The following is a 24019-nucleotide window of genomic DNA, read 5'->3' as shown; positions in this document are numbered from 1 at the left end:
CCGGCGACCCGCGCGCGTCCCGGCCTCCTCTCGCCTGCCGCCTTGCGCGGGCGGGGGCCGCGGGATCCGCTCCCCGGGGCGTGCCGGACCCGCGAAGGAGCGCCGGAGCGCTACGCCGAACCCGCCGCCAGGACGCGGCGGCGGTGCCGGGCCACCCGTTCCCGGTTGCCGCACAGCTCGCTGGAGCACCAGCGCCGCCGGTGCCCGCGCGAGGTGTCCAGGTAGACGCGGGCGCAGCCGTCGCCCTCGCAGGCCCGCAGCAGCGCCCGGTCGCCGGGGTCGGTCAGCAGCTCGACGGCGTCCCGGGCGACGGCCGCGAGCAGCCCGGCGCATTCCACTCCGCCGCACAACTCCCGTACGAGTTGTCCCTGTTGGTCCCGTACGGCACACACTCCCGGTGGTGGAGCGGCGGCCGGGGCGTTGACGCGGGCGAGCGCCGACTCAGCCCTGCGGGAGGGCCCCTGCCGACCGAGCTCCGCCCGTACGAGGGTCTCCACATCCGCGCGCAGGGCCCGGAAGGCATGTACCCAGTCGGGTCCCACGCGGGCGAGCGGCGTCCGGTGGGGCACCAGCCCGGCTCCGGCGAGCCACAGCCGCAGATCGTCGCCGTCGCGGATGCCTTCGCGCGGGGCGGCGGTGGCCACCAGGTCCAGGCAGACCCGCCCGGAGTCGAACCACATGCCCGTCACCGCCTCGGTTGGCCGGCCCCCTCGGGGGTGCCTTCAGGGTGCCCCTCCCCGCCTCGATGCGGAACCCCCCGTGCGGGGGCCTACCGATGCGGCGGGTTGTCGTGGAGCAGGCGCTGGAAGAGGCGGTGGTCGCGCCAGGCGCCGTTGATGTGGAGGTAGCGCGGGGCGAGGCCGTACTCGACGAAGCCCGCCTTCGCGAGCACGCGCTGCGAGGCCACGTTGTCGACGAGGGTGCCGGCGAAGACCCGGTGCAGCCCCACCTCGTCGCGGGCGATCCGGCAGACCTCCTCCAGGGCGGCGGTGGCCACGCCCTTGCCGTTCCACTTCTGGTCGACCCAGTAGCCCACGCCGGCGCTGCACAGCGGCCCCAGCACGATGCTGCCGAGGTTGATTATCCCGACCGGAGCGCCGGTCGCGGTCTCCACCAGGATGAACGGGCGGGCCCGCCCGCCCGCCTCGTCGGCCAGCAGCGCCTCGATGACGGTGCGCTGCCCGGCCTCGGTGTAGAACTCCTCGGGCCGGTCCGGCTCGAAGGGCGCCATGAACTCCCGGTTGCGTACGAGTACCTCTGCCCGCCCGGCGGCGTCGTCAAGCGTGACGCCCCGCATCTCCACCCCGTCAATGATCATCCGGGCACGCTAACGGACCCGCCGCCCCCGCACCATGACCCCCGCCGGAGCTCCTGCCGCGGTCCCGCCCCATGGGCCCCGCCGGAGTTCCTCCCGGGTTCCCGCGCCGGGGCTCCGCTCCATGGGCCCCGCCTGGACTCGTGCCGGGACTCCTGCCGAGGCTCGGCGCCGTGGTCCCCCGCCGGGACTCGTGCCGCGGGGCACGCCAACGGCCACCGGCAGCCCCGCGCCATGGGTCCCGCCGGGACTCGTGCCGGGGTTCCTGCCGGGACTCCCGGGACTCCCGCCGCGGTCCCGCCTCCGGTCAGGAGAGGGGTCCCTCACCCCGTGGGGGCGCAGTCCCCCGCGTCCAGGGTCAGCCGGTAGCCCCGCTTGACGACCGTCTGGATCAGCTTCGGCGCCCCCAGCGCCACCCGCAGCCGGGCCATCGCGGTCTCCACCGCGTGCTCGTCCCGCCCCGCCCCCGGCAGGGCCCGCAGCAGCTCGGCGCGCCCCACCACCCAGCCCGGCCGCCGGGCCAGCGCCCGCAGCAGGGCCATCCCGGCGGGCGGCACCGGCCGTAGCTCCGCGTCCACCAGCACCGCGTGCCCGCGGATCTCCAGCCGGCGCCCGGCCACCGGCAGGACCCGGGCCCGCCCCGGCAGTTCCTGGCAGATCAGCTGCACCAGCGGGCCCAGCCGGAACCGCTCCGGCTGGACGGTGGTCACCCCGTGCCCCTGGAGCGGCAGCGCGGTCATGGGCCCGACGCAGGCGGCGAGCACCTCGCCCCGCAGGGACTGGAGCACGGCCTCCCGCAGCCCCCGCGCCTCGGCCCGGGCCAGCAGCGAGGCCGCCGCCGGGGCCGAGGTGAAGCTGACCGCGTCCACCGCGCCGACGGCCACCATGTCCAACAGCCGGTCCAGTGGCGCGAGATCCGCCGGCGGCATCCACCGGTACACCGGTACGACGACCACCTCGGCCCCGCCGTCCCGCAGTGCCTCGACGAACCCGGGCAGCGGTTCCCCGTGCAGCTGGAGCGCGATCCGCCGCCCGGCTACCCCGGCGGACAGCAGCCGGTCCAGTACCTCGCCGAGCGACTCCGACCGCGGGGACCAGTCCTCCACGAGCCCGGCGGCCCGTACGGCGCCCTTCACCTTCGGCCCGCGCACCAGCAGTTCGGCGTCCCGCAGCCGGGCGAGCAGCTCCTCGCCGATCCCCCACCCGTCAGCGGCCTCGATCCACCCCCGGAACCCGATGGCGGTGGTGGCGACGACCGCGCAGGGCGGGCTGTCGATCAGCTCCTTGGTGGCGGCGAGCAGCTCGGCGTCGTCGGACAGCGGCACGATCCGCAGCGCGGGCGCGTGCACCACCTGGGCCCCGCGCCGGCGCAGCAGGGCGATCAGGTCGTCGGCCCGACGGGCGGCGGTGACCCCGACGGTGAATCCCGCCAGCGGTCCGGTGTGCGTGTGGTCGTCCATCGTGACCTGCCTGCCTTGCCAGTGGGTCGGTATCGCGTGGCTGAAACCGAGCCTGCCAACGTGGCGTGTCAGGCTCGGTTCCGCCGTATTTCGGCGCCGTTAACCGGCATTACACCGAGGTGAGCTGCGGTTTCGCCTCCGCACCGGCCGCCGGTACCACCGCGGTCGCGGGCCGGCGAAGGTATACCGCCCACGTCACCGCGCAGCACACCCCGTAGAAGGCGAGGAAGGTGACGAAGGCGCCCGTCCCCGTCCCGGAGTTCAAGAACGCCTCCCGGAACACCAGGTTGATGCCGAGCCCGCCGAGCGCGCCCACCGCGCCGATCAGCCCCATCGAGGCCCCGGACAGCCGTCGCCCGTACGCGGCCGCCGCCTCGCCGCTCATGCCCCGGGCCAGGGCCTTGGCCTGGAAGATCCCGGGGATCATCTTGTACGTGGATCCGTTGCCGAGCCCGGTCAGCGCGAACAGGGCCACGAAGCCGACGAGGAACACCGGCAGCGATTCCCGCACCGACGCCAGGATGACCACCCCGGTCGCCGCCGCCATCGCCACGAACGTCCCGAGCGTGATCCGCGCCCCGCCGAACCGGTCCGCGAGCGCCCCGCCGACCGGCCGGATCAGCGAGCCGAGCAGCGGCCCGATGAAGGTCAGCGAGGCGGCCTGCAGCGGGGTCCGCCCGAACTGCGTCTGGAGCACCAGGCCGAAGGCGAAGCTGTAACCGATGAAGGACCCGAAGGTCCCGATGTACAGGAACGCCATGATCCAGGTGTGCCCGTCGCGCAGCGCCTCGCGCACCGCGCCGGTGTCGTTGCGGACGGGCGCCAGGTTGTCCATGCGGACGAAGGCCAGCACGGTCGCGATCACGATCAGCGGGACGTACGCGGCGAGCAGCAGCCGCGGGTGCCCGGCCCCGGCGGTCCCTATGACGAGCAGCGCGGCGAGCTGCACCACCGGTACGCCGATGTTGCCGCCGCCCGCGTTGAGCCCGAGTGCCCAGCCCTTCTTGCGCAGCGGGAAGAAGGCGTTGATGTTCGTCATCGACGAGGCGAAGTTGCCGCCGCCCACGCCCGTCAGCGCGGCCACCAGCAGGAAGGTGCCGTACGAGGTCCCGGGCTCCATGACCAGCAGCGCGGCGACGGTCGGCGCGAGCAGCAGCACGGCGCTGACGACGGTCCAGTTGCGCCCGCCGAACCGCGCGACGGCGAAGGTGTAGGGCACGCGTACGAGGGAGCCGACGAAGGTGGCGGTCGCGATGAGGAAGAACTTCCCCGCCGGATCGATCCCGTACTGGGGCCCCATGAAGAGCACCATCACCGACCACAGGGACCAGATGGAGAACCCGATGTGCTCGGAGAGCACGGAGTAGAGGAGGTTGCGCCGGGCGATCCGCTCCCCCGATTCCTTCCAGAAGACCTCGTCCTCGGGATCCCACCGCTCGATCCAGCGGCCCCCCTTGCGCGGTGCGGTCGTACCAGTCATCACACGCCTCCACTGCCGTTTCGTCCGTGGTGACGATCCTAGGAAGGGCGCGTTTCAGCCCCGGTCCCCACCCGGTGACCGGCGCGAAACCTTGGACTCACCCCCGGTCGGAGGCGGGTGTGAGCGCGGCCGGCAGCCAGCTCCCAGGGGGTGTTTCCAGCCAGCCCCGCTCGGCCGCGAGCCCGGCGGCGGCCTCGGCGAGCGCGTCGAGGCCGGGATGGGTGAACCCCTTGCGCCACACCATCGCCAGCGGAGACAGCGGCACCGGCCCGACCAGCGGCTTCTTCACACAGCCCGGCATGTCGAGGAAGTCCACCGTCACCAGCACCGGATTGCGGGTTTTGGCCATCACCCGGCGGAACTCCTCCTTCCCCACGGCCACGGGGGCGGGCGGCGCCAGCGCGACGCCCCGCCCGGCGAACAGCTCCCGGGCCAGCCCGGTCCACTCCAGGGTCCGCGGATTCCCGGCCCCCGCGTACACGGTCTCCCCCGCCAGCGCGTCCAGCGGTACGTCCTCCCACGCGGCCAGCGGATGCCCCTCGGGCAGCAGCACGGCGAGCGGCTCGTACCGTACGGGCCGGTACGCGAGCCGGGCCCGCAGCCCCGCGTCCAGTCCGGCGGCGTACCCGAAGGACACGTCCAGCCGTCCGGCGGCGATCTCCCGGGCGGCATGGGTCAGTCCGCTCTCGAACCGGGCCATCAGCTCGCAGCCGGGGGCCAGCTCCCGGGCCCGCTCCAGCACGGTGCGCCCGCTGCTGGGCCCGTCGGTGTTCAGATCGACGAGCAGCGCCCGGGGCCCGCCGAAGGCGGCGGCCAGTTCCTCGTGCGCGCCCAGCACCTTCCGGGCCAGCGGCAGCAGCCGCTCCCCGTCGGCGGTCAGCTCGACCGCCCGGGTCGTCCGTACGAACAGCCCCGCGCCCAGGGTCTGTTCAAGGCGCCGGACATCCCTGCTGAGCGCCTGCTGGGCGACGTACAGCCGGGCGGCGGCCCGGGTGAAGTGCAACTCCTCGGCCACGGCGACGAACCCGCGCAGCAGGCGGGGCTCCACATCACGGGGTATCACGCCAGGAGACTAACAACCGATTGACAACCGGAGGCGGTCAATCCCGGGGGAACAGGTGTTGGACGCCGGCGCACCCCGAACCGGAGCCTTGATCCATGCCCGCTACTCCCGCTACTCCCGCCACCCCCCTCATGACGGTCACCGGCTCCACCCTGGTCCTGACGGCCACCCCTCCTCCCCCGCCTCCCCCGCGGGCTGCCGCGCGGCGCCGCGCTCCGGGCCCCTACCGGCGCCTGTTCACCCTCCCCGGCACCCGGGCCTTCACCGCCGGGAACCTCATCGCCCGGCTCCCCATGGGCATGTTCGGGATCAGCGCGGTCATGATGATCGCCGCGCAGCGCGGCTCGTACGCCCTCGCCGGCGCCGTCACCGCGACCGGGCTGGCCGCCACGGCGCTCGTCGCACCCTGGACGGCCCGGCTCGTCGACCGCCACGGCCAGGCCCGGATCGCCGTCCCGGCCACCCTGATCGCGGTCCTCGGCTCGCTGTCGCTGGTGGCCTGCCTGCACGCGCACGCCCCGGCCTGGACCCTGTTCGCCTCCTACGCGGCGACGGCGACGACCCCCAACATCGGCGGCATGTCCCGCGCCCGCTGGACCCACCTCCTGCCCGCGGCCTCGCACCACACGGCGATGTCCTTCGAACAGGCCGCCGACGAGCTCTGCTACATGCTCGGCCCGGTGCTCGCCGCGTTCCTGTGCACCGCCGCCTTCCCGGAAGCGGGCACCCTCACCGGCGCGCTGCTCCTCCTCACCGGCATGCTGATCTTCACGTCCCAGCGCGCCACGGAACCCCCGCCCACCGGCGGCCGCCCGGCGGCCGGGCCCACCCCGCTGCGCGCACTGGCACCCCTCCTCGGCCTCTTCCTCGCCCTGGGCATGATCTTCGGCTCGATGGAGGTCACCTCGATCGCCCACCTCGCCGCCCACGGCCTCGGCGCCGCCTCCGGCCCGGTCCTGGCCCTCCAGGCGGCCGGCTCCTGCGCGGCGGGCCTGCTGTACGGCACCCTGCGCCCGCGCGGCCTGCGCACCTGCCTGATCGCCATGGCGGCCGCGATGGCCCTCCCCTGGGCGGCCGCGTCCACCGGCTCACTCCCGCTCCTGGCCGGTGCCCTCCTCCTGGCGGGCATGGCCACGGCCCCGACGATGGTCACCGCGATGTCCCGGGTCCACGCCCGCACCCCCGAGGGCCGCCTCAACGAGGGCATGACCCTCGCGGTCACCGCCATCCTCACCGGCATCGCCACCGGCTCCGCCACCGCCGGCCTCATGATCGACCACGCCGGCACCACCCCGTCCTACGCCCTCCCGGCCCTCGCAGCCCTCCTTGCTCTCACCGCCGGAGTGGTACAAGTTTCCGGTACCAAGGCTGTACCATAAACTCGCACAAGCCAGAGAGAGGGGTGGACCCCATGTCCATAAGCGCCAGCGAAGCCAGGGCGACTCTGTTCCCCCTGATCGAGCGCGTCAACACTGACCACGCCCCGGTGCGCATCACCTCCAAGAACGGCGATGCGGTCCTCATGTCGGCCGACGACTACGACTCCTGGCAGGAGACCGTCTACCTGCTCCGCTCCCCCGCCAACGCCCTGCGCCTCATGGAGGCCGTGGCCCGTGACCGCGCGAGCGCCCCCGTCGTCACCAAGACCATGGACGAGCTGAGGGAGCTGGCTGGGGGCGAGGAGTGAGGAGCGTCCACTTCGATCCCGCCGCCTGGGAAGACTTTCTGTTCTGGCTCTCCTCGGACCGGAAGATGGCCCGCAGGATCACCCGCCTGATCGGCGAGATCCAACGCGACCCCTTCACGGGGATCGGCAAGCCCGAGCCATTGAAGGGCGAACTGTCCGGCTACTGGTCCCGCCGGATCGACGACGAGCACCGACTCGTCTACCGGGCGGACGACAAGGAAGTGAAGATCCTCAAGGCCCGCTACCACTACTGAGACCTGCCTCCGCCTTCGCCGCCTGGAGGATCTGCTGGATCTCCAAGAGCGCGTCGGTGGAGTCCTCGGTCCCCGCGTCGATGAGAGCCTCCAACGCGTGGAAGCGGGCGCCGCGGGCGCCGCAGGCGGGGTGGCGGGCGATGGCCACGTTGATGACCCAGACGTGGATGAACGTGCCCAAGGGAGCCAGACTCTGGGCCTGCTGCGCGTTCGTGGCCGCCTCCGTCAGGTGCTCGTCGAAGGCGGGGATGCGGGAGGGGGTGATCCGGGCGACGGCGTACCGTATCGCGGCAACCGTGAGCTCCGGCATCGGGATCAGCGGCCCGTCGGCGGGGATCGGCTGTGGATTCGCCTGCAACAGACATGCAGACGTGCCCCGCGCACGCGGGGATAGACGCATGCAGTCGGCGCCGGTGCGGGATGCGTCCCGGCCGCCCCGTACACGCGGGTATCTCGAAGCAACGGGCCCCCTCTCGGTGGTCGGGGGTCCGATTGCTTTCCCACGCACCGGACTTGATCCGGTCGTCGTACTCTCGACAGGAGGTCTCGCGTCCCGACACAAGAGAGCAGGACGAGTATGCCCGCTGTACTGGAGGAACAGGAGGAGATCGGCGGCCGTATCCGCCGTCGCCGCCTGGCAATGGGCCTGACACAGTCCGACCTCGGCACCGCCCTGGGGCATTCGCAGGGATGGGTGTCGAAAGTCGAAAAGGGCCTGATCGAGCTGGATAGGGCGGCCGTGATCAGCCGCATGGCGTCCGCCCTGCACTGCCACCCCAACGACCTGATCCGCCGCCCGTACGAGACGGATTCCAGTGCAAGCCGGTGGCAGCAGCACGCACACCTGATCTCCCGGGAGCTGCGCCGCTACGACCTTCCGCCCGTCTTCGAAGGCACCCCCCGCCCGGCCGCCGAGCTGTGGCAGGAGACCGTACGGCTCGGACGCCTGCGGGACGCCGCCGCGCACTCTGCCGTACTGGCAGTCATCCCCGACCTGCTTCGCGAAACCCGGGCCCTGACGGAGACGGCCGACGGCCACGAACGCGAGCAGGCATGGGGCATGTACGCGGTCCTGTGCAAGTGCACGCACACCGCCGCCCGCGACCTGGGCCACGCCGAACTCACCGCGCTCGCCTGCGAGCGGGCCGTGTGGGCGGCAGACCTGTCCGGCGATCCCCTGATGCGGACGGTGGCGGCCGGCACTCGGGTGTCTTCCATGTGGTCGGCCGACGACTACGCCGACGCCCTCGCCCTCTCCGACCAGTCCCTGTCGTGGACGCAGGACGCGTACGAGGCCAGGGACCCGATGGCCCTGCGGGTGTGGGGAGCCGCCCAGCTCCGCGCCGCCGTGTCAGCGGCCAGGGCCGGGCAGCGTGACGAGACACAGACCCGCCTCGGGTACGCACGCGAAGCAGCGGACCGGATGGACGCCCTGCCCTCCCAGCCGTTCGACCCGTACAGCCTTAACTTCTCCTCGGGGAACGTCACCCTCCACGAGATCGCCATGGACGTGGAGATGGGCGACCACGTGGGCGCTCTGGAGAAGAACCGGACCGCCGATCAGGCCCAGATCGCAGCCATGCCGAACTCTCGACGCGGACACCATCACATGGACCTCGCCCGCGCCTACATGTGGGAGAACCGGCGCGACAAAGCCTTCGAGGAGCTGACGAAGGCGGAGAAGGCCGCGAAGGAACTCGTCACCAACCATCCGATGGCGCGTGCCACGCTCCGCAAGATCCTGCACGCGGAGCGGACGGCGACGCGTGAGGCACAACGCTCGATGGCTACCCGCTTCCACCTCGACGCCTGACCACCAACACCCTCCGAAGTTAGGCTGATTGGGGGTGCGCGCAACTTGCGCGCACCCCCAATTTTCATGCTCTGGCCTGCCGTTATTCCGGCGGGGAATACTCGCCGCCTACCACGGATCTACGGTCTGTCACATGACTCCCACGCGTCGTACTGACCAGGACCGTGCCCGTCGCCGAGACCTCGCCGACGCCGCCGCCGGATGGCTCCCCGAGCGCGGTGACCTCGCCTACGACACCGAATGGCTGACGCTCGGCGTGGTCACCGCACTCCCCGAGGACACCGACACCGGCCTGTACCAGCTCGTTCCCGAGGGCGGCGGCGCGGGATGGACGGCGCCCGCCGACCGGCTCGCCCACCCTGACTCGACGGCCGGGGGTACGCGGTGATTCCGGCCTCCGAAGCGGACTTCACCATCGCCGAGGACACCGAGCACCGACTCCTCGGCCGGGACGTCGCGCACCCCGAGACAGGCCGCCGCGGAAATGTCGTCGCCGTCTTGGTCTACACGTCGAAGACCACCGACAAGGTGATCCGGCGCGTTGCGCACATGCGGCCCGCGGACGGGTCGGGCCGGGAGTGGACCGCCGACCCCCGCAGCCTCCAGCCGCTGATACCGCTCGGCCACACCAACCCGGCAGATACCCGATGAGCGGGGCGCGGGCGTGGGTCGGCGACTGGGTCACGGACGAAGACCGCCGGGAAGCGATCGTCACCGATGTCATCCGCGGGGCGGTGTGGGTTCTGCGCATGCCGGACGCCGTCCTGTCCGACCAGTGGACCACCACCGACCCCGACAGCCTCACCGTGATCCGGCGCCGCGCCGACCGTTTCACGACCCTCTGACTGCCTTGCGGCGGGGACGTTCCTGCACCTCCGTCCCCACGGCAACAGGCCCCCGCCGCAGGCCGTCACCCGAACCCCAAAGGCCCCAGGAGGCTCCGTTGACCGCGCCCGCACGCACCCGCCGCCCGTTACCGCTGCTCACCCCCGAGGAGGCCGGCGAGCTGCGACCTGATCTCGCCGACGTCATCGAGTACCGCAAGTCGGGGCTGTCGCTGAACCACGTGATCGGCTGCCCGCTGGAGTGCGGCTACTGCATCCGCCACCTTTACAAGAACTTCGGCATGAAGGTGCCGCGTGCCCTGATGTCCGACGAGGACGCCGTGACAGCCCTGATCGGACACCGGTACTTCCGCCCGCACGTCACCCCGATCCAGCTGTTCAACAAGGCCACGGACCCGATGCTCCCGGTGGTCAAGCAGCACACCTTCAACACGCTGCGCCTACTCGATGAGCAGGGCCTGACCAATCACGTGTTGGTGATCACCCGGTGGCGCGTCGATTCGGAGGACTGCGCCATCCTCAACAGCTTCAAGCACATCAAGCTGTCCGTCCTGGTCACCTACTCCGGCATCGCCCACACCGGCATCGAACCGGTGGACTCCAACATCGCGGCCACCAGCCTCAAGACCCTGTACGCGAACGCCGACACCTACCGGGCGGTCTTCTACTGGCGGCCGATCGTCCCGGGCCTCAACGACACCGCCGAACACCTGGCGACCGCGAAGGCCCTGTCCGAGCACGCGCACGCCAGCGTCTTCACCGGCCTGTTCTTCCGCGACGACATCGCCGCCTACTACCGGGAGAACGGCCTCCCCGAACCGTACGAGGGCACAGCGCGGCGGAAGATCATGCCCGAGCAGACCGAGGCCCGGATCCTGGATGTCTTCCGGAGGCCGGCCGACTCGGAGGAGCCGTGGGGCCCGCTGTTCCGTAAGACGTCCTGCGCCGTCGCCTACGCGCACGGCCTCGCCGACTACAACGGCCACTACGGCATCCGCGAGCTGTGCGATATCTGCCCCAAGCGTCAGCTCGGCCTGTGCGCGGCTGCGTGGCAGGCCCCGGAAACGGCGGACGCCAACACGGTAGCGGCGTCGCTCGGGGCGACGGCGCCGGTGGAGATCACCGATCGGGCGATCATCACCGAGGGACTGGCCGAGCAGCCCCGCTACTACATGCAGCACGGCTACGGTTTCCAGGTCCACGACCGTGCCCACCCCCACCGCGACCGCCGACACGGCCGCGCCGAGATCGGATGGCGCGGAGGGGAGCAAGGAGCCCCCACCCCGTGAACTGGTCCACCTGGCCCCGCCCCCTATTCGTCGTTGACGTCGAAGGGAACGGGGCCAACCCGCCCGACCTGGTCGAAATCGCCGCCGTGCCCGTCGAGAACGGCATGCCGCAGCCGGACGGGGCCCGCACGTGGCTGATCCGGCCGCCCACCCCGATCCCGTCCCGGATCAGCCGCATCCACGGCATCACCAACGAGATGACCGCCGACGCCCCCACCTGGCCGGAGATCGCGAAGGACGTACAGGAGCTGTTGGACGGGGCGTGGATCTGCGCGCACTCCGCCAGCGTCGAATACGGCCTCCTGACCCGGCACATGCCCCACTGGCAGCCCGCCGGGGTTATCGACACCCTCCGCCTGGCCCGGGCCGCGTTCCCCGGTCACAAGGGCTTCGGCCTCGATGCCCTCATCACGCACACCGGAATCCGCCTGGACGACGTGGCCGGCACTCGGCACCGAGCCGGATACGACGCCCACGCCACCGCTCTCCTGCTGCACCACCTGGCCACCCACTACGACACGTGGGACGCCCTTGCCGCACACGCGGTGCCGCCAGGCATGCCCGGCCTGACCCGAACCCCCGAACCGGAGGAGCAGACACTATGGTGACCAGCCCGACCCGGATCGCCGTCACCGGCACGCACTCCACCGGCAAGACCACCTTCCTGCGGCGCCTGGAAATGGAGCTGCGGGCCACCGGCCGCACCGTGGCCCGCACGCCCGCATCGTTCGCGCAGAAGGCCGCCGAGCTGGGGTTCCCCAAGCTCCAGAACCAGACGCCCGAGTGCACCGAATGGATCATTGCCGCATCCGCCGCGGCTGCCGCCGAAGCCACCTTGAACGCTGACGTGGTCCTCATCGACCGCTCGGCGCTCGACCCGGTCGCCTACTACCTCGCCGCCCAGGAACGGGCCGGAGTCGAGCCCGACCCGGACACCACCACCCACCTGATCAACCTGGTCAAGGCCCACACGGGCGGGTACGACACGCTCATCGCGACCGTCCTCGATCCGGGCATCCCGCTCGGCGACTGCCGTGACCGCGACCTCGAATACCGGGCCGCCGTAGACCGGCACATCCACGCGCTTTTGACCGACCAGCAGATCCCCCACCAGCGGATCACCGGCCCCGACGACGAGCGCGCCATCCTCGCCGCCCTCACTCGCGCAGAGAGCGCCGCGTGAGCCCGGTAGCGCCCGGCGGCACCATCACCATCGCCGGTAAGACCGTCTCCCGCATCGGCTTCGGCACCATGCGTCTGGCAGGCCACGACTCGTGGGGCAACCTGCGCACCAAGCGCGTGGAGCCCATGGCCGTCCTTCTTGAGGCGATCCGCCTGCACGGGATCACACACATCGACACCGCCGACGCCTACGGCCCCCACACCGTCGAGAACCTGATCCACGACACCCTTGCCCCGTACTGGTTCGACATGGACGTGTTGATCGCCACCAAGGTCGGCATGCTCAGGCCCGGCCCCCGCACCTGGACGCCCCACGGGTACCCCGCCTACCTGCGGGCCGCCGTCGAAGGCAGCTTGCGCCGCCTCGGCGTCGAACAGCTCGACCTGTGTTACCTCCACCGCAACGACCCGGCCGTCCCGTTCCTGGACCAGGTCGGCGCCCTCGCCGAACTCCAGGCGGAAGGAAAGATCGCCCACATCGGCCTGTCGAAGGTCGGGCCCGAGGAGATCGACCAGGCGGCCACGGTGGCCCCGATCGCCGCGGTACAGAACAAGCTCAACCGGGAGCGGCCAGACGACCTCGCCACCGTCGAGCACTGCCGTGTGCTCGGCATCCCCTACGTGGCTTACTCGCCGCTCGGCTCCGGAGCACTCGCCCGTGACGGGGGCGCGGGGGACGCGTTGGAATGGCTCCTCGGCCTCAGTCCGCACGTCGCCCCGATGCCCGGCACCAGCGACAGTCACCACCTCGGCGAACTCGTCAGCGCACTCGCCGACTAGCCCATGCCGCCAGATGCGGGTGGGGTGATACGACAAAGGCCCGGCGGTCGTGACGACTGCCGGGCCTGTGCCCACATGGGGTGGTGGAGATGGCGGGAATCGAACCCGCGTCCAACGGTGCAGAAGCAGGGCTTCTCCGAGCGCAGTCCGCTGCGATTTTCTCAGCCCCGGAGATCACGCGGACAAGTCTCCGACGGGCTCAGTCACTGTTTGATTTCCCTCCAACCCCCGTGACCGGGGCTAGAGGTTTAGATCCCTAATTGACGCCAGGATCCGGACCGGGACCACTTCCGGGCTGACGCTCCTCACAGAGGCTTCAGCTCACTGTTATTAGGCAGCGAGGGTGAAGCGGGAGTTATCGCTCTTGGAGTTGGCGATTATTGTTTGCGACATATGGTTAGCGAGATCATTGCCGCTTCCTCGGCTCGCTTCCCCTGCATCGACATCCGCTGTCGAAACCGATCATCCCCATGTTTCACGCTATTCAGTTGGATACCGCACATCTAGCGCCGCCCCCGAGGGGGTGGTGCTGACACCATGGTACGCGAAGTGGACCACCGCGTGCCAGGAGGTTAAACCGTGCCCCGCTGCTTGCGGCGGATCGCCGAGATCGCGCGGTTCGTCTCGCGGGTGTCCTGCTTCTCCCGCATCGTCTGACGCTTGTCGTACTCCTTCTTGCCCTTCGCCAGCGCGATCTCGACCTTGGCGCGGCCGTCCTTGAAGTACAGCGTCAGGGGCACGATCGTGTTGCCCGACTCGTCCGCCTTCCGCTCCAGCTTGTTGATCTCCTCGCGGTGCATGAGGAGCTTCCGCTTGCGCCGGGCGCTGTGGTTGGTCCAGGTGCCCTGGCTGTACTCCGGCACGTGCACGTTGTACAGCCAGGCCTCGTTGCCCTCCACCGACACGAAGCCGTCCACCAGGGAGGCCCGGCCCTGGCGCAGGGACTTGACCTCGGTACCCGTGAGTACGATGCCGCACTCGTAGGTGTCGATGATCGTGTAGTCGTGCCGTGCCTTCTTGTTCTGGGCGATCAGCTTGCGCCCTTTTTCCTTAACCATAGTGCGGTCATTTTCGCACTATGGACCCACTCCGAGGCCACCCAATACCGTGCGGGCCCGATCCTCGGCGCCGTCGCCCGCCGCCACGTCCGGGATGATGCCGCCGCCGTCGAGGCTGCGGCCCGCCGGCGTGCGGTACGTGCCGACCGTCAGCTCCGCCACCGAGCCGTCCGGGAGCCGCGTCGGCATCTGCACCGAGCCCTTGCCGAAGGTGCGGGTCCCGACCGTCACCGCGCGGCCGCGGTCCTGGAGGGCGCCCGTCACCAGCTCGGCCGCGCTCATCGTGCCGCCGTCGACCAGCGCCACCAGGGGCTTCGCGGTGTCCCCGCCCGGCGACGCGTACAGGGCGCGCTGGGACCCCCGTACGTCGTACGTGGCGACGAGCCCACCGTCCAGGAAGGCGGAAGCGGCCGTCACCGCCTCGGTGACCAGCCCGCCCGGGTTGCCGCGCAGGTCCAGCATCAGGCGGGCGCCGGCCGGGGCCGCGCGGACGGCGGCCCGGACCTGGTCCCCGGAGCCCCGGGTGAAGGAGACGACCTTGATGACGGTGATCCCGCCCGGGAGCTCCCGTACGGTCACGGGCTCGTGGCGCAGCTGCTCGCGCCGGACGGTCTCGGTGAAATCGGCGCCGTCCCGGCTGAGGCGGAGCACGACCGGGGTGCCCGCCGCGCCGCGCAGCAGGGCCACCACATCGGCGACGGCCAGGCCGGTGACCCCGTGGCCGTCGACGCTCAGCAGCCGGTCCCCGGTACGCAGCCCGGCCCGGGCGGCGGGGCTGCCGGGCTGGACCCGCTCGACCTCGATGCGCCCGCCCTCGCGGCGCCCGGCCCACAGGCCCACGCCGGTCCAGCGGCCGTCGAGGTCCTCGGCGAAGGCGGCGTACTCGCCCTGGTCGTAGACGGTGCCCCAGCGGTCGCCGCTGCGGCTGACCACCTCCTGGGCGGCCTTTTTGCCGGACTTGCCCTCGGCGACTGCCTCGGCGGCGGCCCGGGCGACGGCTTCCCGGTCCGCGGTGCCGGCCTGGCGGGACACGTCCGGCGCGGCAGCACTCGTACGGGTGAGGGGTAACCCCGGCGCTGACGCCGACCCCGACGCTGACGCCGACGCGTCGGTGGCGTCGGCGCGGTCCCAGCAGCCGGTGCTCGCGGCGGCGCCGAGGGCCGCGAGGACTGCCAACGTCAAAGCGGCCCCGCGACGCAGGTCGCGGGGCCGGAAACAGAAGGCGGGCAGACCCGGCATGGCGCCGAGTCTAGGACAAGCCCCGTGCCGGTACGGAGGGTTGACCGGACCGCGCACGGGGCGCTTGTCACACCTTCAGGTACTTGCGCAACGCGACGAAGGCCGCGAGCGAGGGCATCAGCACGCCGATGGCCAGCACCAGCGGCAGCTTGGTCAGGACGGAGTCCCAGCCGATGAAGTTGATCAGCTCCATCTTCGCGCGCAGCGCGACGCCGTGGTCGATCACGAAGTACTGGCCGACGCCGAGCATGCCGCAGGCGACGACGGCGCCGATGAGGCCGGCGAACGCGGCCTCCATGATGAACGGCACCTGGATGTAGAAGCTGGAGGCGCCGACGAGGCGCATGATCCCGGTCTCGCGGCGGCGGCTGAACGCCGAGACGCGCACGGTGTTGACGATCAGCAGCAGCGCCACCACCAGCATGATCAGCATGATGCCGAGGGCGGCCCAGTTGAGGGCGCTGAGCATCCCGAAGAGGTTGTCCAGCTGGTTGTGCTGGTCCTCGACCGACTGGACGCCGTCCCGGCCCGCGAACGAACTGGTGATGACCTTGTACTTCTCCGGTTGCTTGAGCTTCACCCGGAAGGAGTCCGGCATCTGGTCCGGGGTGATCACCGAGGCCAGGGCGGTGTGGCCGAAGCGCTCCTTGTAGTGCTTGTACGCCTCGTCCGTGGACTCGTAGCGGACACTCTCGACGAGGTCCATCGCCTTGAGGTCGGCCTCGATGGCCTTCTTCTGCTCGGCGGTCACCGCACCCTTGGAGCAGACCGCGCTCCCGGCCGCGCCGGCGTCCTGGCCGTTCTTCGCGTCGGCGCTGTCCTTCGCGTCGGCCTCGTTGCAGAGGTAGATCGAGACGTTGACCTTGTCGTACCAGTACCCCTTCATCGCGCTGACCTGGTCGCGCATGAGCAGGGAGCCACCGAAGAGGGCCAGCGACAGGGCCACGGAGATGATGACCGCGAAGGTCATGGTGAGATTGCGACGGAGACCGACGCCGATCTCCGACATGACGAACTGGGCGCGCATGGCGTCCTTTCAGTGCTGGTAGCCGTAGACGCCGCGCGACTGGTCGCGTACGAGACGGCCCTGTTCGAGTTCGATGACGCGCTTGCGCATCTGGTCCACGATCTGCTGGTCGTGCGTGGCCATGATCACGGTGGTGCCGGTCCGGTTGATCCGGTCCAGCAGCTTCATGATCCCAACGGAGGTCTGGGGGTCGAGGTTTCCGGTGGGCTCGTCCGCGATCAGCAGGGCGGGGCGGTTGACGAAGGCGCGGGCGATGGCCACGCGCTGCTGCTCACCGCCGGAGAGTTCGCCGGGCATCCGGTCCTCCTTGCCGCCGAGGCCGACGAGTTCGAGGACCTGCGGGACGGCCTTGCGGATCTCGCCCCTCGGCTTGCCGATGACCTCCTGCGCGAAGGCGACGTTCTCGGCCACCGTCTTGTTGGGCAGCAGACGGAAGTCCTGGAACACGGTCCCCAGCTGGCGCCGCATCTGCGGGACCTTCCAGTTGGAGAGCTTGGCGAGGTCCTTGCCCAGGACGTGGACCTGGCCGTGGCTCGCCCGCTCCTCGCGCAGGACCAGCCGCAGGAAGGTGGACTTGCCGGAGCCGGAGGAGCCGACCAGGAAGACGAACTCGCCCTTCGCGATGTCCAGGGAGACATCTCTGAGTGCGGGACGGTTCTGCTTCGGGTAGGACTTGGAGACGTTGTCGAATCGGATCACGGGTGCACCACGGTCGCCGGGAGTAGGTGTGCGTGACCCTACGCGAACGGGCGGGCGGTGGGCACCCGGCGTCCGGAGTTGCCCGATATATCCCCAGGTCCTGGAGGGGTGGGACCGCGATTGCCCGGACGGGCCGCGCCGAATGTCGCGCGAGCTGGCACAGTGGTAGGGGGAACGGTGTCGTTCCCTCCCGCGTTGTATGTGGTGTACGAGGGGACGAGAGGAGGAGCCCATGACGTACGACCGGCTCGTGTGCGCGAACTGCGCCGCACCCATCAGCCAGGGCCGTTGCCCGGTGTGCCGGGCGAACAGGGCGCGCCTCCAGCAGGAGGGCCCCTTCGCCGGCCTGAACCCCATGGCGCTCATCGTGCTTCTGGTGGTGCTGGTGGCAGCGCTGGCGCTGGTGGCACAGCAGACCGCCTAGAGGGCCTGGAAGGGCTCCGCCACGTCCCGTCGAGCAAGAGTCAAGCAAGGGAGAGGCCCGGACACCCATGGGTGTCCGGGCCTCTCCCTTGCTTGACGTGGCCCTATGCGGCCTCCGCTTACGCGACCTGCTCCTGCTGCTTGCGCCAGCGGATGCCGGCCTCCAGGAAGCCGTCGATCTCGCCGTCGAGCACCGCCTGCGGGTTGCCGACCTCGAACTCCGTCCGCAGGTCCTTGACCATCTGGTACGGGTGCAGGACGTAGGACCGCATCTGGTTGCCCCAGGAGCTGCCGCCGTCCTTGAGGGCGTCCATCTTGGCCTGCTCCTCCTGGCGGCGCCGCTCCAGCAGCTTGGCCTGGAGGACGTTCATGGCGCTGGCCTTGTTCTGGATCTGCGAGCGCTCGTTCTGGCAGGAGACGACGATGCCGGTCGGGAGGTGCGTGATGCGCACCGCCGAGTCGGTCGTGTTGACGCCCTGGCCGCCGGGGCCGGAGGCGCGGTACACGTCGATGCGCAGCTCGCCCTCGTCGATCTCGACGTGGTCGCTGGACTCGACGACCGGCAGCACCTCGACGCCCGCGAAGGAGGTCTGGCGGCGGCCCTGGTTGTCGAAGGGCGAGATGCGCACGAGGCGGTGGGTGCCCTGCTCGACGGAGAGGGTGCCGTACGCGTACGGGGCCCTGACCACGAAGGTGGTCGACTTGATGCCGGCCTCTTCGGCGTACGAGGTCTCGTACACCTCGGTCGGGTAGCCGTGCCGCTCGGCCCAGCGCAGGTACATGCGCTGGAGGCGCTCGGCGAAGTCGGAGGCGTCGACGCCACCGGCCTCGGCGCGGATGTTGACCAGGGCCTCGCGCTCGGCGTACTCGCCGGAGAGCAGGGTCCGGACCTCCATCTCGTCCAGTGCCTTGCGCACGGACACGAGCTCGGTCTCCGCCTCCGCCAGGGTGTCCGCGTCGTCCATCTCCTGGGCGAGCTCGAAGAGCACCGCGAGGTCGTCGATGCGTCCGCGCAGCGTCTCGGTCTTGCGGACCTCCGCCTGGAGGTGCGAAAGCTTGCTCGTGATCTTCTGGGCGGCCTCCGGGTCGTCCCACAGGGACGGCGCGGCGGCCTGCTCCTCGAGCACGGCGATATCTGCCCTCAGCTTGTCGAGGTCCAGGACGGCCTCGATCGACCCCATGGTCGAGGAGAGGGACTTCAGCTCTTCGGAAACATCGACGACTGCCACGGGACCAGCGTAGCCGGTCCCCGGACGGCCCAGTCCGGTCAGGCCCGCTTCGGCCCGTTCTGGCAGCCGTGGGTACGGGCGTACGCTCACCGTATGAATGTCCTACTCGTGAAGCGGCGCCATGTGGACCACATGCGTGTCACGACGACGAGCTGTCTGCCGCCGGACCGTACACAAGCCTGATCCACCCCGATCCGACTTGGTCCTGCAAGCGGCCCAGCGGCCCCGGCGACACCCCTGCCGGCGGTCCCCTCCACCCGCTGCCCCGGCGACCCCGGGAACAGGACCCCGTGACATCCCGAAACGGAGCCGTCATGACGTCCGCGCACTCCCTTCCCGTCCTCGACCTCTCCCGAGCCGACGATCCCGCCGAGCGGGCCGACTTCCTGAAGCAGCTGCACGCGGCCGCCAGGGACACCGGGTTCCTGCACCTCACCGGCCATGGGATCACCGCCGCCGAGACCGCCCGCATACTCGATCTGACCAGGGCTTTCTTCGCGCTCCCGGAGGCGGACCGGCTGGCCGTGAGCAATCTCAACTCCCCGCACTTCCGGGGGTACACCCGGATCGGCCACGAGCTGACGGGCGGTGCCTCCGACTGGCGCGACCAGCTGGACGTCGGCGCGGAGCGGCCGGCGCCGGTGGTGGGGCCGGACGATCCCCCGTACCTGTGGCTGGAGGGCCCGAACCAGTGGCCGGCGGCGCTGCCGGAGCTGCGGACGGCGGTGCTGGACTGGCAGTCCCGGCTGGCGGTGGTGGCCCACCGGCTGCTGCGGGAGCTGCTGACCTCGATCGGCGCCCCGGCGGACTTCTTCGACGCGGCCTTCGCGGACCGGCCGCACCTGCACACGAAGCTGATCCGGTACCCGGGATCGGCGCCGTCGGGGAACGACCAGGGCGTGGGCGCCCACAAGGACTACGGGTTCCTCACCCTCCTGCTCCAGGACGCGGTGGGCGGCCTCCAGGTGGTCCGGGACGGCGAGTACGTGGAGGTGCCGCCGATGCCGGGGGCGTTCGTGGTCAACCTGGGCGAGCTGCTGGAGATCGCGACGGAGGGGTACCTGACGGCGACGGACCACCGCGTGGTGAGCCCGCCGGGGGCGGTGGAGCGGTACTCGGTGCCGTTCTTCTACAACCCGCGGCTGGACGCAGTGGTGGAGACGGTCCCGGGGGAGTACCTGCGGTCGGCGCCGGGGGTGGCGCACGACGCGTCGAACCCGCTGCACGCGGAGTACGGCCGCAATGAACTGAAGGGCTGGGTCCGCGCCCACCCGGCCGTGGCGCGGCGCTGGCACCCGGAACTGGTCGAGGCGTAGCCCTGCGGCGGGCCCAGCGGGGCCGGCTGCCGGTCCGGTCCGACGGGGCCGGCGGGGCCCGGGCCCGGCGGGACATGACGGAGCCGGCTGCGCCGGGCCTTCCGGGCTCCGCCCGGACCCGCGCCTCAAACGCCGGCGGGGCTGGATGTGGCGCGGCTGGATTGCCCGCAGGGCAAATTCAGCCCCGCCGGCGATTGAGGCGCGGGGTCTGGGGCGGAGCCCCAGCGGCGGCGGCGCACGGGGGCTACGGGGTGCGGGGGCCCGACTGTTTGGTGTCCTGCGGGGGCGCGGACTCGTCGGGGCCGGAGACGGCGAGCCAGGTGCCCAGGCCCACCGCCGCCGCCAGCGCCAGCGCCGACGCGGAGAGAACCAGCCGCCGCTTGCGCGCGACCTCCGCCCGGTGCCGGGCCGAGCCCGGCCGGTGTCCGCCGGCCGGGCGCGGCACGCGGGCCGTGCCCAGCGCACCCCCCGCCAGCTCGTCCGGCCCCGGCACCCGCATCGAGGTGTGCGTATCCCGGTTCGAGTCCGTCGCGGACCCCGGCACCAGCGGGACCACGCCCCGCCGCCGCACCGGGTCCGCCAGGGCGTCCTCCGGCTCCGACGGCTCCGGTTCCGCGTCGTCCGGCTCGTCCACGTCCAGCGGCGGCATGCCGACCAGCAGCGGCAGCAGGTCCCGCAGCCGCGCGGACAGCTCCGAGGCCCGGAGCCGGGAGGCCGGGGCCTTGGCCAGGCACTGGACCATCAGCTGCCACAGCTCGTCCGGGATCCCGGGCAGCGGGACGACCGTCTCGGTGACGTGCCGCCGCAGCACCGCGCCGGGGTGCCCGCCGCCGAAGGGGGTGAACCCCGCCAGCAGCTCGTACAGCACGGTGGCCAGCGCGTATATGTCCACCGCCGCGCGCGGGGGCAGGCCCTCCACGATCTCCGGCGCCAGATAGTCCGGCGTGCCGATGATCCGGGTCGTCGGCGCCGTGGCCCGCCCCGCGGCGGACCGCCGCGGGGAGTCGATCAGTTTGGCGACGCCGAAGTCGGTCAGCAGCGCCGGGTGCGCGCCGCCGGGGCCGAGCGGGCCCTGCATGTCCAGCAGGACGTTCTCGGGCTTCACGTCCCGGTGCACCACCCCCGCCGCGTGCGCCGCCGCCAGCGCGTCCGCGACGTCCGCGACGATCGCCACGGCCGCCTCGGGGGCGAGCCGGCGCTCGCGGTCGAGGCGCGTACGGAGGTCCGTACCGCGCACCAGGTCCATCACGAGGGCGAGGTCGTTGCCGTCGACGACGAGGTCGCGGACGGAGACCACGTGCGGGTGTTCCAGGCCGAGCAGCGCGCTGCGCTCCTGGACGAACCGCCCCACCAGTTCCTGGTCGGACGCGAGGTCCTCGCGCAGCAGTTTGACGGCGACGGGCCCGTCCGGCCCCTCGCCCAGCCACACCGTGCCCGCGCTGCCGCGCCCCAGGATCTGGTGCGCGGTGTACCGGCTGCCGATCTTCCGTGCCACGACTGCTCCCTCAGCGGCTGGCGTACGCACCAAAGCTACGCGGCCGAATGGGGGTTGTAGGCCAGTAGGGGCCCCGATTCGCGGCGACCTTCACTTCTGCGGGCGAAAACACGCCCCAGAAGTCGACAAATCTACGAAGTCGGCGCTACAGAGCCCCGGGCTCCGGGCCCGCGGCTCTGCTCAGGACTCCGTGCCGCCCAGCGACTCGGTGACGGAACCCAGCCAGTCGTAGACGTCGCCGAGCCAGGTGCCCACCTGATCCCACCAGCCCTTGCCGGTGCCCACCCACTCCTGGAGCGGGGTGAGCTCCCAGATCAGCCAGCCCGCCACGAAGAACACCAGGATCATGACCAGGCAGCCCTTGAGGCAGCCGAGGCCCGGGATCCGCACCGGGTTGGCGCTGCGGCGGCGCGGCTCGCGGGGCTCCCTCGGGGCGCGCTGCTGCGGCGGCGGACCCTGCGGGGGCTGCGGCTGCGGGGGCTGCGGCTGGCGGTACTGGGGCTGCTGCGGCTGCTGGTACGGCTGAGGCTGGTGCTGCTGCGGCTGATAGTGCTGCGGCGGAGGAGGCGGAGGCGCGTACTGCTGCTGCGGTGGCTGCTGGTACTGCTGCGGCGGCGGGGCCTGGCGGTACTGCGGGGGCTGCTGCGGTCGCTGGGGCCGCTGCTGCGGCGGGGGCGGGGGTGCCTGCCGCTGCGGGCGCCGGCGCAGCGGGTCCTCGCTCGGGTCGAGGTACTGCATCTGCGTCTGCTCGTTGCGGTCGCGGGCGGCCCGCATCTGCGTCTGCCACGGGTGCGGCGCGTCCGGCTGCTGTACGGGGGGCATGACCGCGGTCGGGTCCGCCGCCGGGACCCCCGGGGTGCTGGGCAGCACGGAGGTGGCGTCGGCGGCGCCGACCGGCGGCAGCACGCTGGTCATGCCGTTCGGGTCGTAAGCGCCCATCGGGGCGCCCGTCCGGCCGGGGAGCACCTGGGTGGCGTCGGCCGCGCCCGGGGAGACCGGGTTCTCGGGGACCGGCGCGGGCGAGGGGTCGGGCGCGAGCAGCGCGCCGACGCCGAGCGCCGCCTCCACCTGCTCCGGCGAGGAGTGCACGCCGATGCCGGCGGCGACGACGCGCAGCCCGCGGGCCAGGCTCTCGGCGCTCGGGCGCTCGTTCGGCTCCTTGCGCAGGCAGCGCTCTATGACGGTCCACACCGGCTCGGGCAGCGCCGACGGGCGCTGCGGCTCCTCGCTCAGGTGGCGGTGGAGCACTTCGAGCGCGGTGCCGCCGGCGAACGGCGGGCGGCCGGTGACCAGCTCGTAGAGGAGGATGCCGGCGCCGTAGATGTCGACGGCGGAGGTCTGCGGGCGGCCCTCGGCGGACTCGGGGGCGATGTAGGCGGGGGTGCCGACGAACTCGTGGGTGCGGGTCAGGCCCGGGGAGTCGGCGAGGCGCGCGATGCCGAAGTCGGTGAGCATCGGCTTCATCTGCCCGCCGCGCTCGTCGAGCAGGACGTTGGCGGGCTTCAGGTCGCGGTGGACCACGCCGTCGGCGTGGCTGGCGGCGAGCGCGTCCGCGATCTGGGCGGTCAGCAGGCTCGCGGCGACCGGGGTGAAGGGGCCGTTCTGCCGGATGTACTTGTGCAGGTCCGGGCCGTCGATGAGGTCCATGACCAGGGCCAGCAGATCGCCCTCGACGACGAGGTCGCGGGTGCGCACGATGTTGGGGTGCGTCAGGCGCAGCAGGACCGAGCGCTCGCGCAGGAAGCGCATGACGATGTCCGCGTCCTGGGCCAGCTCCTCCTTGAGGACCTTGATGGCCACGGTTTCGCCGGGCTGCCCGGCGACGGCCGCCTCCGCGCCGGCGGTCTCCCTCTGGCGGGCACGCCAGACAGTGCCCGTGGCGCCGCGCCCGAGCGGCTCCTCGAGCAGGTATTTGCTGCCGACTGGCCGCACGTCTCGCGCTCCCCTGCTGTCGTGTGTCTGCTGTCTGCGTCTGCGTCTGCGTCTGAACGCGTGGTGGATATTTCCGGCCCACTCTAGGCGGTGTCCTGCGGGAAGACGCCGGTCACCAAAGGTTGGTTGCCGTACATATGTACGAAGGGTGAGGTTTGCGGCCTATGCCGGAGGCGTTTTTGCTCGGCTTTCGCCTGCGCGGCTGTCCGAATTGTGCGAGGCCTGGACCGGCCCGTGACCGATCAAGATCATTTCTTGGCGGGTGCCGGGCGTGTTGTCGGTGACAGGTGCGAGGATGCACCCGTACGGAACGGCCGGGACGGGAGCCCCGCCTTCGCCGTGCCGGGTGGGGGGTTGAAGGGCGGGCCGTGCCCGCCCAGTTGTCCCCCTGCCGGGCGCACGCACCGCGCACCGCGCAGAAGGGACTGCTGAC

26 protein-coding genes and 1 other RNA gene are annotated in these 24019 nt (G+C 71.6%); 13 read left to right on the top strand and 14 right to left on the bottom strand.

Annotated features, from left to right (window positions below):
* Positions 1 to 110: 110 nt before the first annotated feature.
* The 5 genes from MTF65_RS06850 to MTF65_RS06830 all read right to left on the bottom strand — a co-directional run bounded on the left by MTF65_RS06850 (position 111) and on the right by MTF65_RS06830 (position 5318).
* Positions 111 to 680, bottom strand: a complete 570-nt coding sequence (locus MTF65_RS06850) for an ABATE domain-containing protein (protein WP_243627403.1) — start codon at positions 678 to 680, stop codon at positions 111 to 113.
* Positions 681 to 769: 89 nt separating this feature from the next.
* Positions 770 to 1318 (bottom strand): GNAT family N-acetyltransferase, encoded by a 549-nt coding sequence (locus MTF65_RS06845; protein ID WP_243627402.1) that lies wholly within the window; start codon positions 1316 to 1318, stop codon positions 770 to 772.
* A 320-nt stretch (positions 1319 to 1638) separates the two neighbouring features.
* Complete coding sequence (locus MTF65_RS06840; protein ID WP_243627401.1) at positions 1639 to 2775, bottom strand: uroporphyrinogen-III synthase; 1137 nt, start codon at positions 2773 to 2775, stop codon at positions 1639 to 1641.
* A 109-nt stretch (positions 2776 to 2884) separates the two neighbouring features.
* Positions 2885 to 4255 (bottom strand): NarK/NasA family nitrate transporter, encoded by a 1371-nt coding sequence (locus MTF65_RS06835; protein ID WP_243627400.1) that lies wholly within the window; start codon positions 4253 to 4255, stop codon positions 2885 to 2887.
* A 97-nt stretch (positions 4256 to 4352) separates the two neighbouring features.
* Positions 4353 to 5318 (bottom strand): LysR family transcriptional regulator, encoded by a 966-nt coding sequence (locus MTF65_RS06830; RefSeq protein WP_243627399.1) that lies wholly within the window; start codon positions 5316 to 5318, stop codon positions 4353 to 4355.
* Between the two features lie 95 nt (positions 5319 to 5413).
* Between MTF65_RS06830 and MTF65_RS06825 the strand changes: the two genes are divergently transcribed.
* The 3 genes from MTF65_RS06825 to MTF65_RS06815 all read left to right on the top strand — a co-directional run bounded on the left by MTF65_RS06825 (position 5414) and on the right by MTF65_RS06815 (position 7259).
* Positions 5414 to 6697 (top strand): MFS transporter, encoded by a 1284-nt coding sequence (locus MTF65_RS06825; RefSeq protein WP_243627398.1) that lies wholly within the window; start codon positions 5414 to 5416, stop codon positions 6695 to 6697.
* 32 nt (positions 6698 to 6729) lie between these two features.
* Positions 6730 to 7005 (top strand): type II toxin-antitoxin system Phd/YefM family antitoxin, encoded by a 276-nt coding sequence (locus MTF65_RS06820; protein ID WP_243627397.1) that lies wholly within the window; start codon positions 6730 to 6732, stop codon positions 7003 to 7005.
* Positions 7006 to 7070: 65 nt separating this feature from the next.
* Entirely contained in the window at positions 7071 to 7259 is a 189-nt protein-coding gene (locus MTF65_RS06815; RefSeq protein ID WP_374207213.1) for a Txe/YoeB family addiction module toxin, read from the top strand.
* On the opposite strand, the gene MTF65_RS06810 is transcribed toward MTF65_RS06815, so the two are convergent.
* Positions 7237 to 7569, bottom strand: coding sequence for a hypothetical protein (locus MTF65_RS06810; protein WP_243627395.1), 333 nt, complete (start codon positions 7567 to 7569; stop codon positions 7237 to 7239). The two genes, MTF65_RS06815 and MTF65_RS06810, sit on opposite strands and share 23 nt — an antisense overlap.
* 267 nt (positions 7570 to 7836) lie before the next feature.
* Here MTF65_RS06810 and MTF65_RS06805 point away from each other — a divergent pair, with 267 nt between their 5' ends.
* The 8 genes from MTF65_RS06805 to MTF65_RS06770 all read left to right on the top strand — a co-directional run bounded on the left by MTF65_RS06805 (position 7837) and on the right by MTF65_RS06770 (position 13168).
* Entirely contained in the window at positions 7837 to 9072 is a 1236-nt protein-coding gene (locus tag MTF65_RS06805) for a helix-turn-helix domain-containing protein (protein WP_243627394.1), read from the top strand.
* A 133-nt stretch (positions 9073 to 9205) separates the two neighbouring features.
* Positions 9206 to 9460 carry a hypothetical protein gene (locus MTF65_RS06800; RefSeq protein ID WP_243627393.1) on the top strand — a complete coding sequence of 85 codons (255 nt, stop codon included), beginning with the start codon at positions 9206 to 9208 and terminating at the stop codon, positions 9458 to 9460.
* The gene (locus tag MTF65_RS06795; RefSeq protein WP_243627392.1) at positions 9457 to 9723 is read left to right on the top strand and encodes a hypothetical protein; all 267 of its coding nucleotides are present in this window, start codon (positions 9457 to 9459) and stop codon (positions 9721 to 9723) included. The genes MTF65_RS06800 and MTF65_RS06795 overlap by 4 nt, the downstream gene beginning before the upstream one ends.
* Positions 9720 to 9917, top strand: coding sequence for a hypothetical protein (locus tag MTF65_RS06790; protein ID WP_243627391.1), 198 nt, complete (start codon positions 9720 to 9722; stop codon positions 9915 to 9917). Before MTF65_RS06795 ends, MTF65_RS06790 begins: the two co-directional genes overlap by 4 nt.
* Before the next feature lie 98 nt (positions 9918 to 10015).
* Positions 10016 to 11206: a radical SAM protein gene (locus tag MTF65_RS06785; RefSeq protein ID WP_243627390.1), complete on the top strand. Its 1191-nt coding sequence runs from the start codon at positions 10016 to 10018 to the stop codon at positions 11204 to 11206.
* Positions 11203 to 11814, top strand: a complete 612-nt coding sequence (locus tag MTF65_RS06780; protein ID WP_243627389.1) for a 3'-5' exonuclease — start codon at positions 11203 to 11205, stop codon at positions 11812 to 11814. Before MTF65_RS06785 ends, MTF65_RS06780 begins: the two co-directional genes overlap by 4 nt.
* The gene (locus MTF65_RS06775) at positions 11808 to 12389 is read left to right on the top strand and encodes an AAA family ATPase (protein WP_243627388.1); all 582 of its coding nucleotides are present in this window, start codon (positions 11808 to 11810) and stop codon (positions 12387 to 12389) included. Before MTF65_RS06780 ends, MTF65_RS06775 begins: the two co-directional genes overlap by 7 nt.
* Complete coding sequence (locus MTF65_RS06770) at positions 12386 to 13168, top strand: aldo/keto reductase (protein WP_243627387.1); 783 nt, start codon at positions 12386 to 12388, stop codon at positions 13166 to 13168. Before MTF65_RS06775 ends, MTF65_RS06770 begins: the two co-directional genes overlap by 4 nt.
* Before the next feature lie 81 nt (positions 13169 to 13249).
* Here MTF65_RS06770 and ssrA read toward each other — a convergent pair.
* From ssrA to ftsE, 5 genes are all read right to left on the bottom strand, one after another.
* Positions 13250 to 13638: a transfer-messenger RNA gene (ssrA, locus tag MTF65_RS06765) on the bottom strand.
* A 102-nt stretch (positions 13639 to 13740) separates the two neighbouring features.
* Positions 13741 to 14226 (bottom strand): SsrA-binding protein SmpB, encoded by a 486-nt coding sequence (gene smpB / locus MTF65_RS06760; RefSeq protein WP_243627386.1) that lies wholly within the window; start codon positions 14224 to 14226, stop codon positions 13741 to 13743.
* Positions 14227 to 14244: 18 nt separating this feature from the next.
* On the bottom strand, positions 14245 to 15465 hold the full coding sequence (locus MTF65_RS06755) for a S41 family peptidase (RefSeq protein WP_243627385.1): 1221 nt from the start codon (positions 15463 to 15465) through the stop codon (positions 14245 to 14247).
* Positions 15466 to 15532: 67 nt separating this feature from the next.
* Entirely contained in the window at positions 15533 to 16492 is a 960-nt protein-coding gene (ftsX, locus tag MTF65_RS06750; protein ID WP_243627384.1) for a permease-like cell division protein FtsX, read from the bottom strand.
* Between the two features lie 9 nt (positions 16493 to 16501).
* Positions 16502 to 17191 (bottom strand): cell division ATP-binding protein FtsE, encoded by a 690-nt coding sequence (ftsE, locus tag MTF65_RS06745; protein WP_030161344.1) that lies wholly within the window; start codon positions 17189 to 17191, stop codon positions 16502 to 16504.
* 232 nt (positions 17192 to 17423) lie between these two features.
* Between ftsE and MTF65_RS06740 the strand changes: the two genes are divergently transcribed.
* The gene (locus tag MTF65_RS06740; protein ID WP_243627383.1) at positions 17424 to 17615 is read left to right on the top strand and encodes a hypothetical protein; all 192 of its coding nucleotides are present in this window, start codon (positions 17424 to 17426) and stop codon (positions 17613 to 17615) included.
* Between the two features lie 118 nt (positions 17616 to 17733).
* Here MTF65_RS06740 and prfB read toward each other — a convergent pair whose 3' ends face one another.
* On the bottom strand, positions 17734 to 18843 hold the full coding sequence (gene prfB, locus MTF65_RS06735; RefSeq protein WP_243627382.1) for a peptide chain release factor 2: 1110 nt from the start codon (positions 18841 to 18843) through the stop codon (positions 17734 to 17736).
* Between the two features lie 314 nt (positions 18844 to 19157).
* On the opposite strand from prfB, the gene MTF65_RS06730 reads away from it, so the two are divergent.
* A complete protein-coding gene (locus MTF65_RS06730) occupies positions 19158 to 20159 on the top strand; it encodes an isopenicillin N synthase family oxygenase (RefSeq protein WP_243627381.1) in 1002 nt (333 codons plus the stop codon).
* A gap of 244 nt (positions 20160 to 20403) precedes the next feature.
* On the opposite strand, the gene MTF65_RS06725 is transcribed toward MTF65_RS06730, so the two are convergent.
* Positions 20404 to 21654: a serine/threonine-protein kinase gene (locus tag MTF65_RS06725; protein WP_243627380.1), complete on the bottom strand. Its 1251-nt coding sequence runs from the start codon at positions 21652 to 21654 to the stop codon at positions 20404 to 20406.
* Between the two features lie 180 nt (positions 21655 to 21834).
* A complete protein-coding gene (locus MTF65_RS06720) occupies positions 21835 to 23586 on the bottom strand; it encodes a serine/threonine-protein kinase (protein ID WP_243627379.1) in 1752 nt (583 codons plus the stop codon).
* Between the last annotated feature and the right edge of the window lie 433 nt (positions 23587 to 24019).

The sequence above is a fragment of the Streptomyces sp. APSN-46.1 genome (genome assembly GCF_022815725.1).
Taxonomy (GTDB): domain Bacteria; phylum Actinomycetota; class Actinomycetes; order Streptomycetales; family Streptomycetaceae; genus Streptomyces.
The sequence above is the reverse complement of the archived record's forward strand: the minus strand, read 5'-3'. Positions and strand labels throughout refer to the sequence as shown.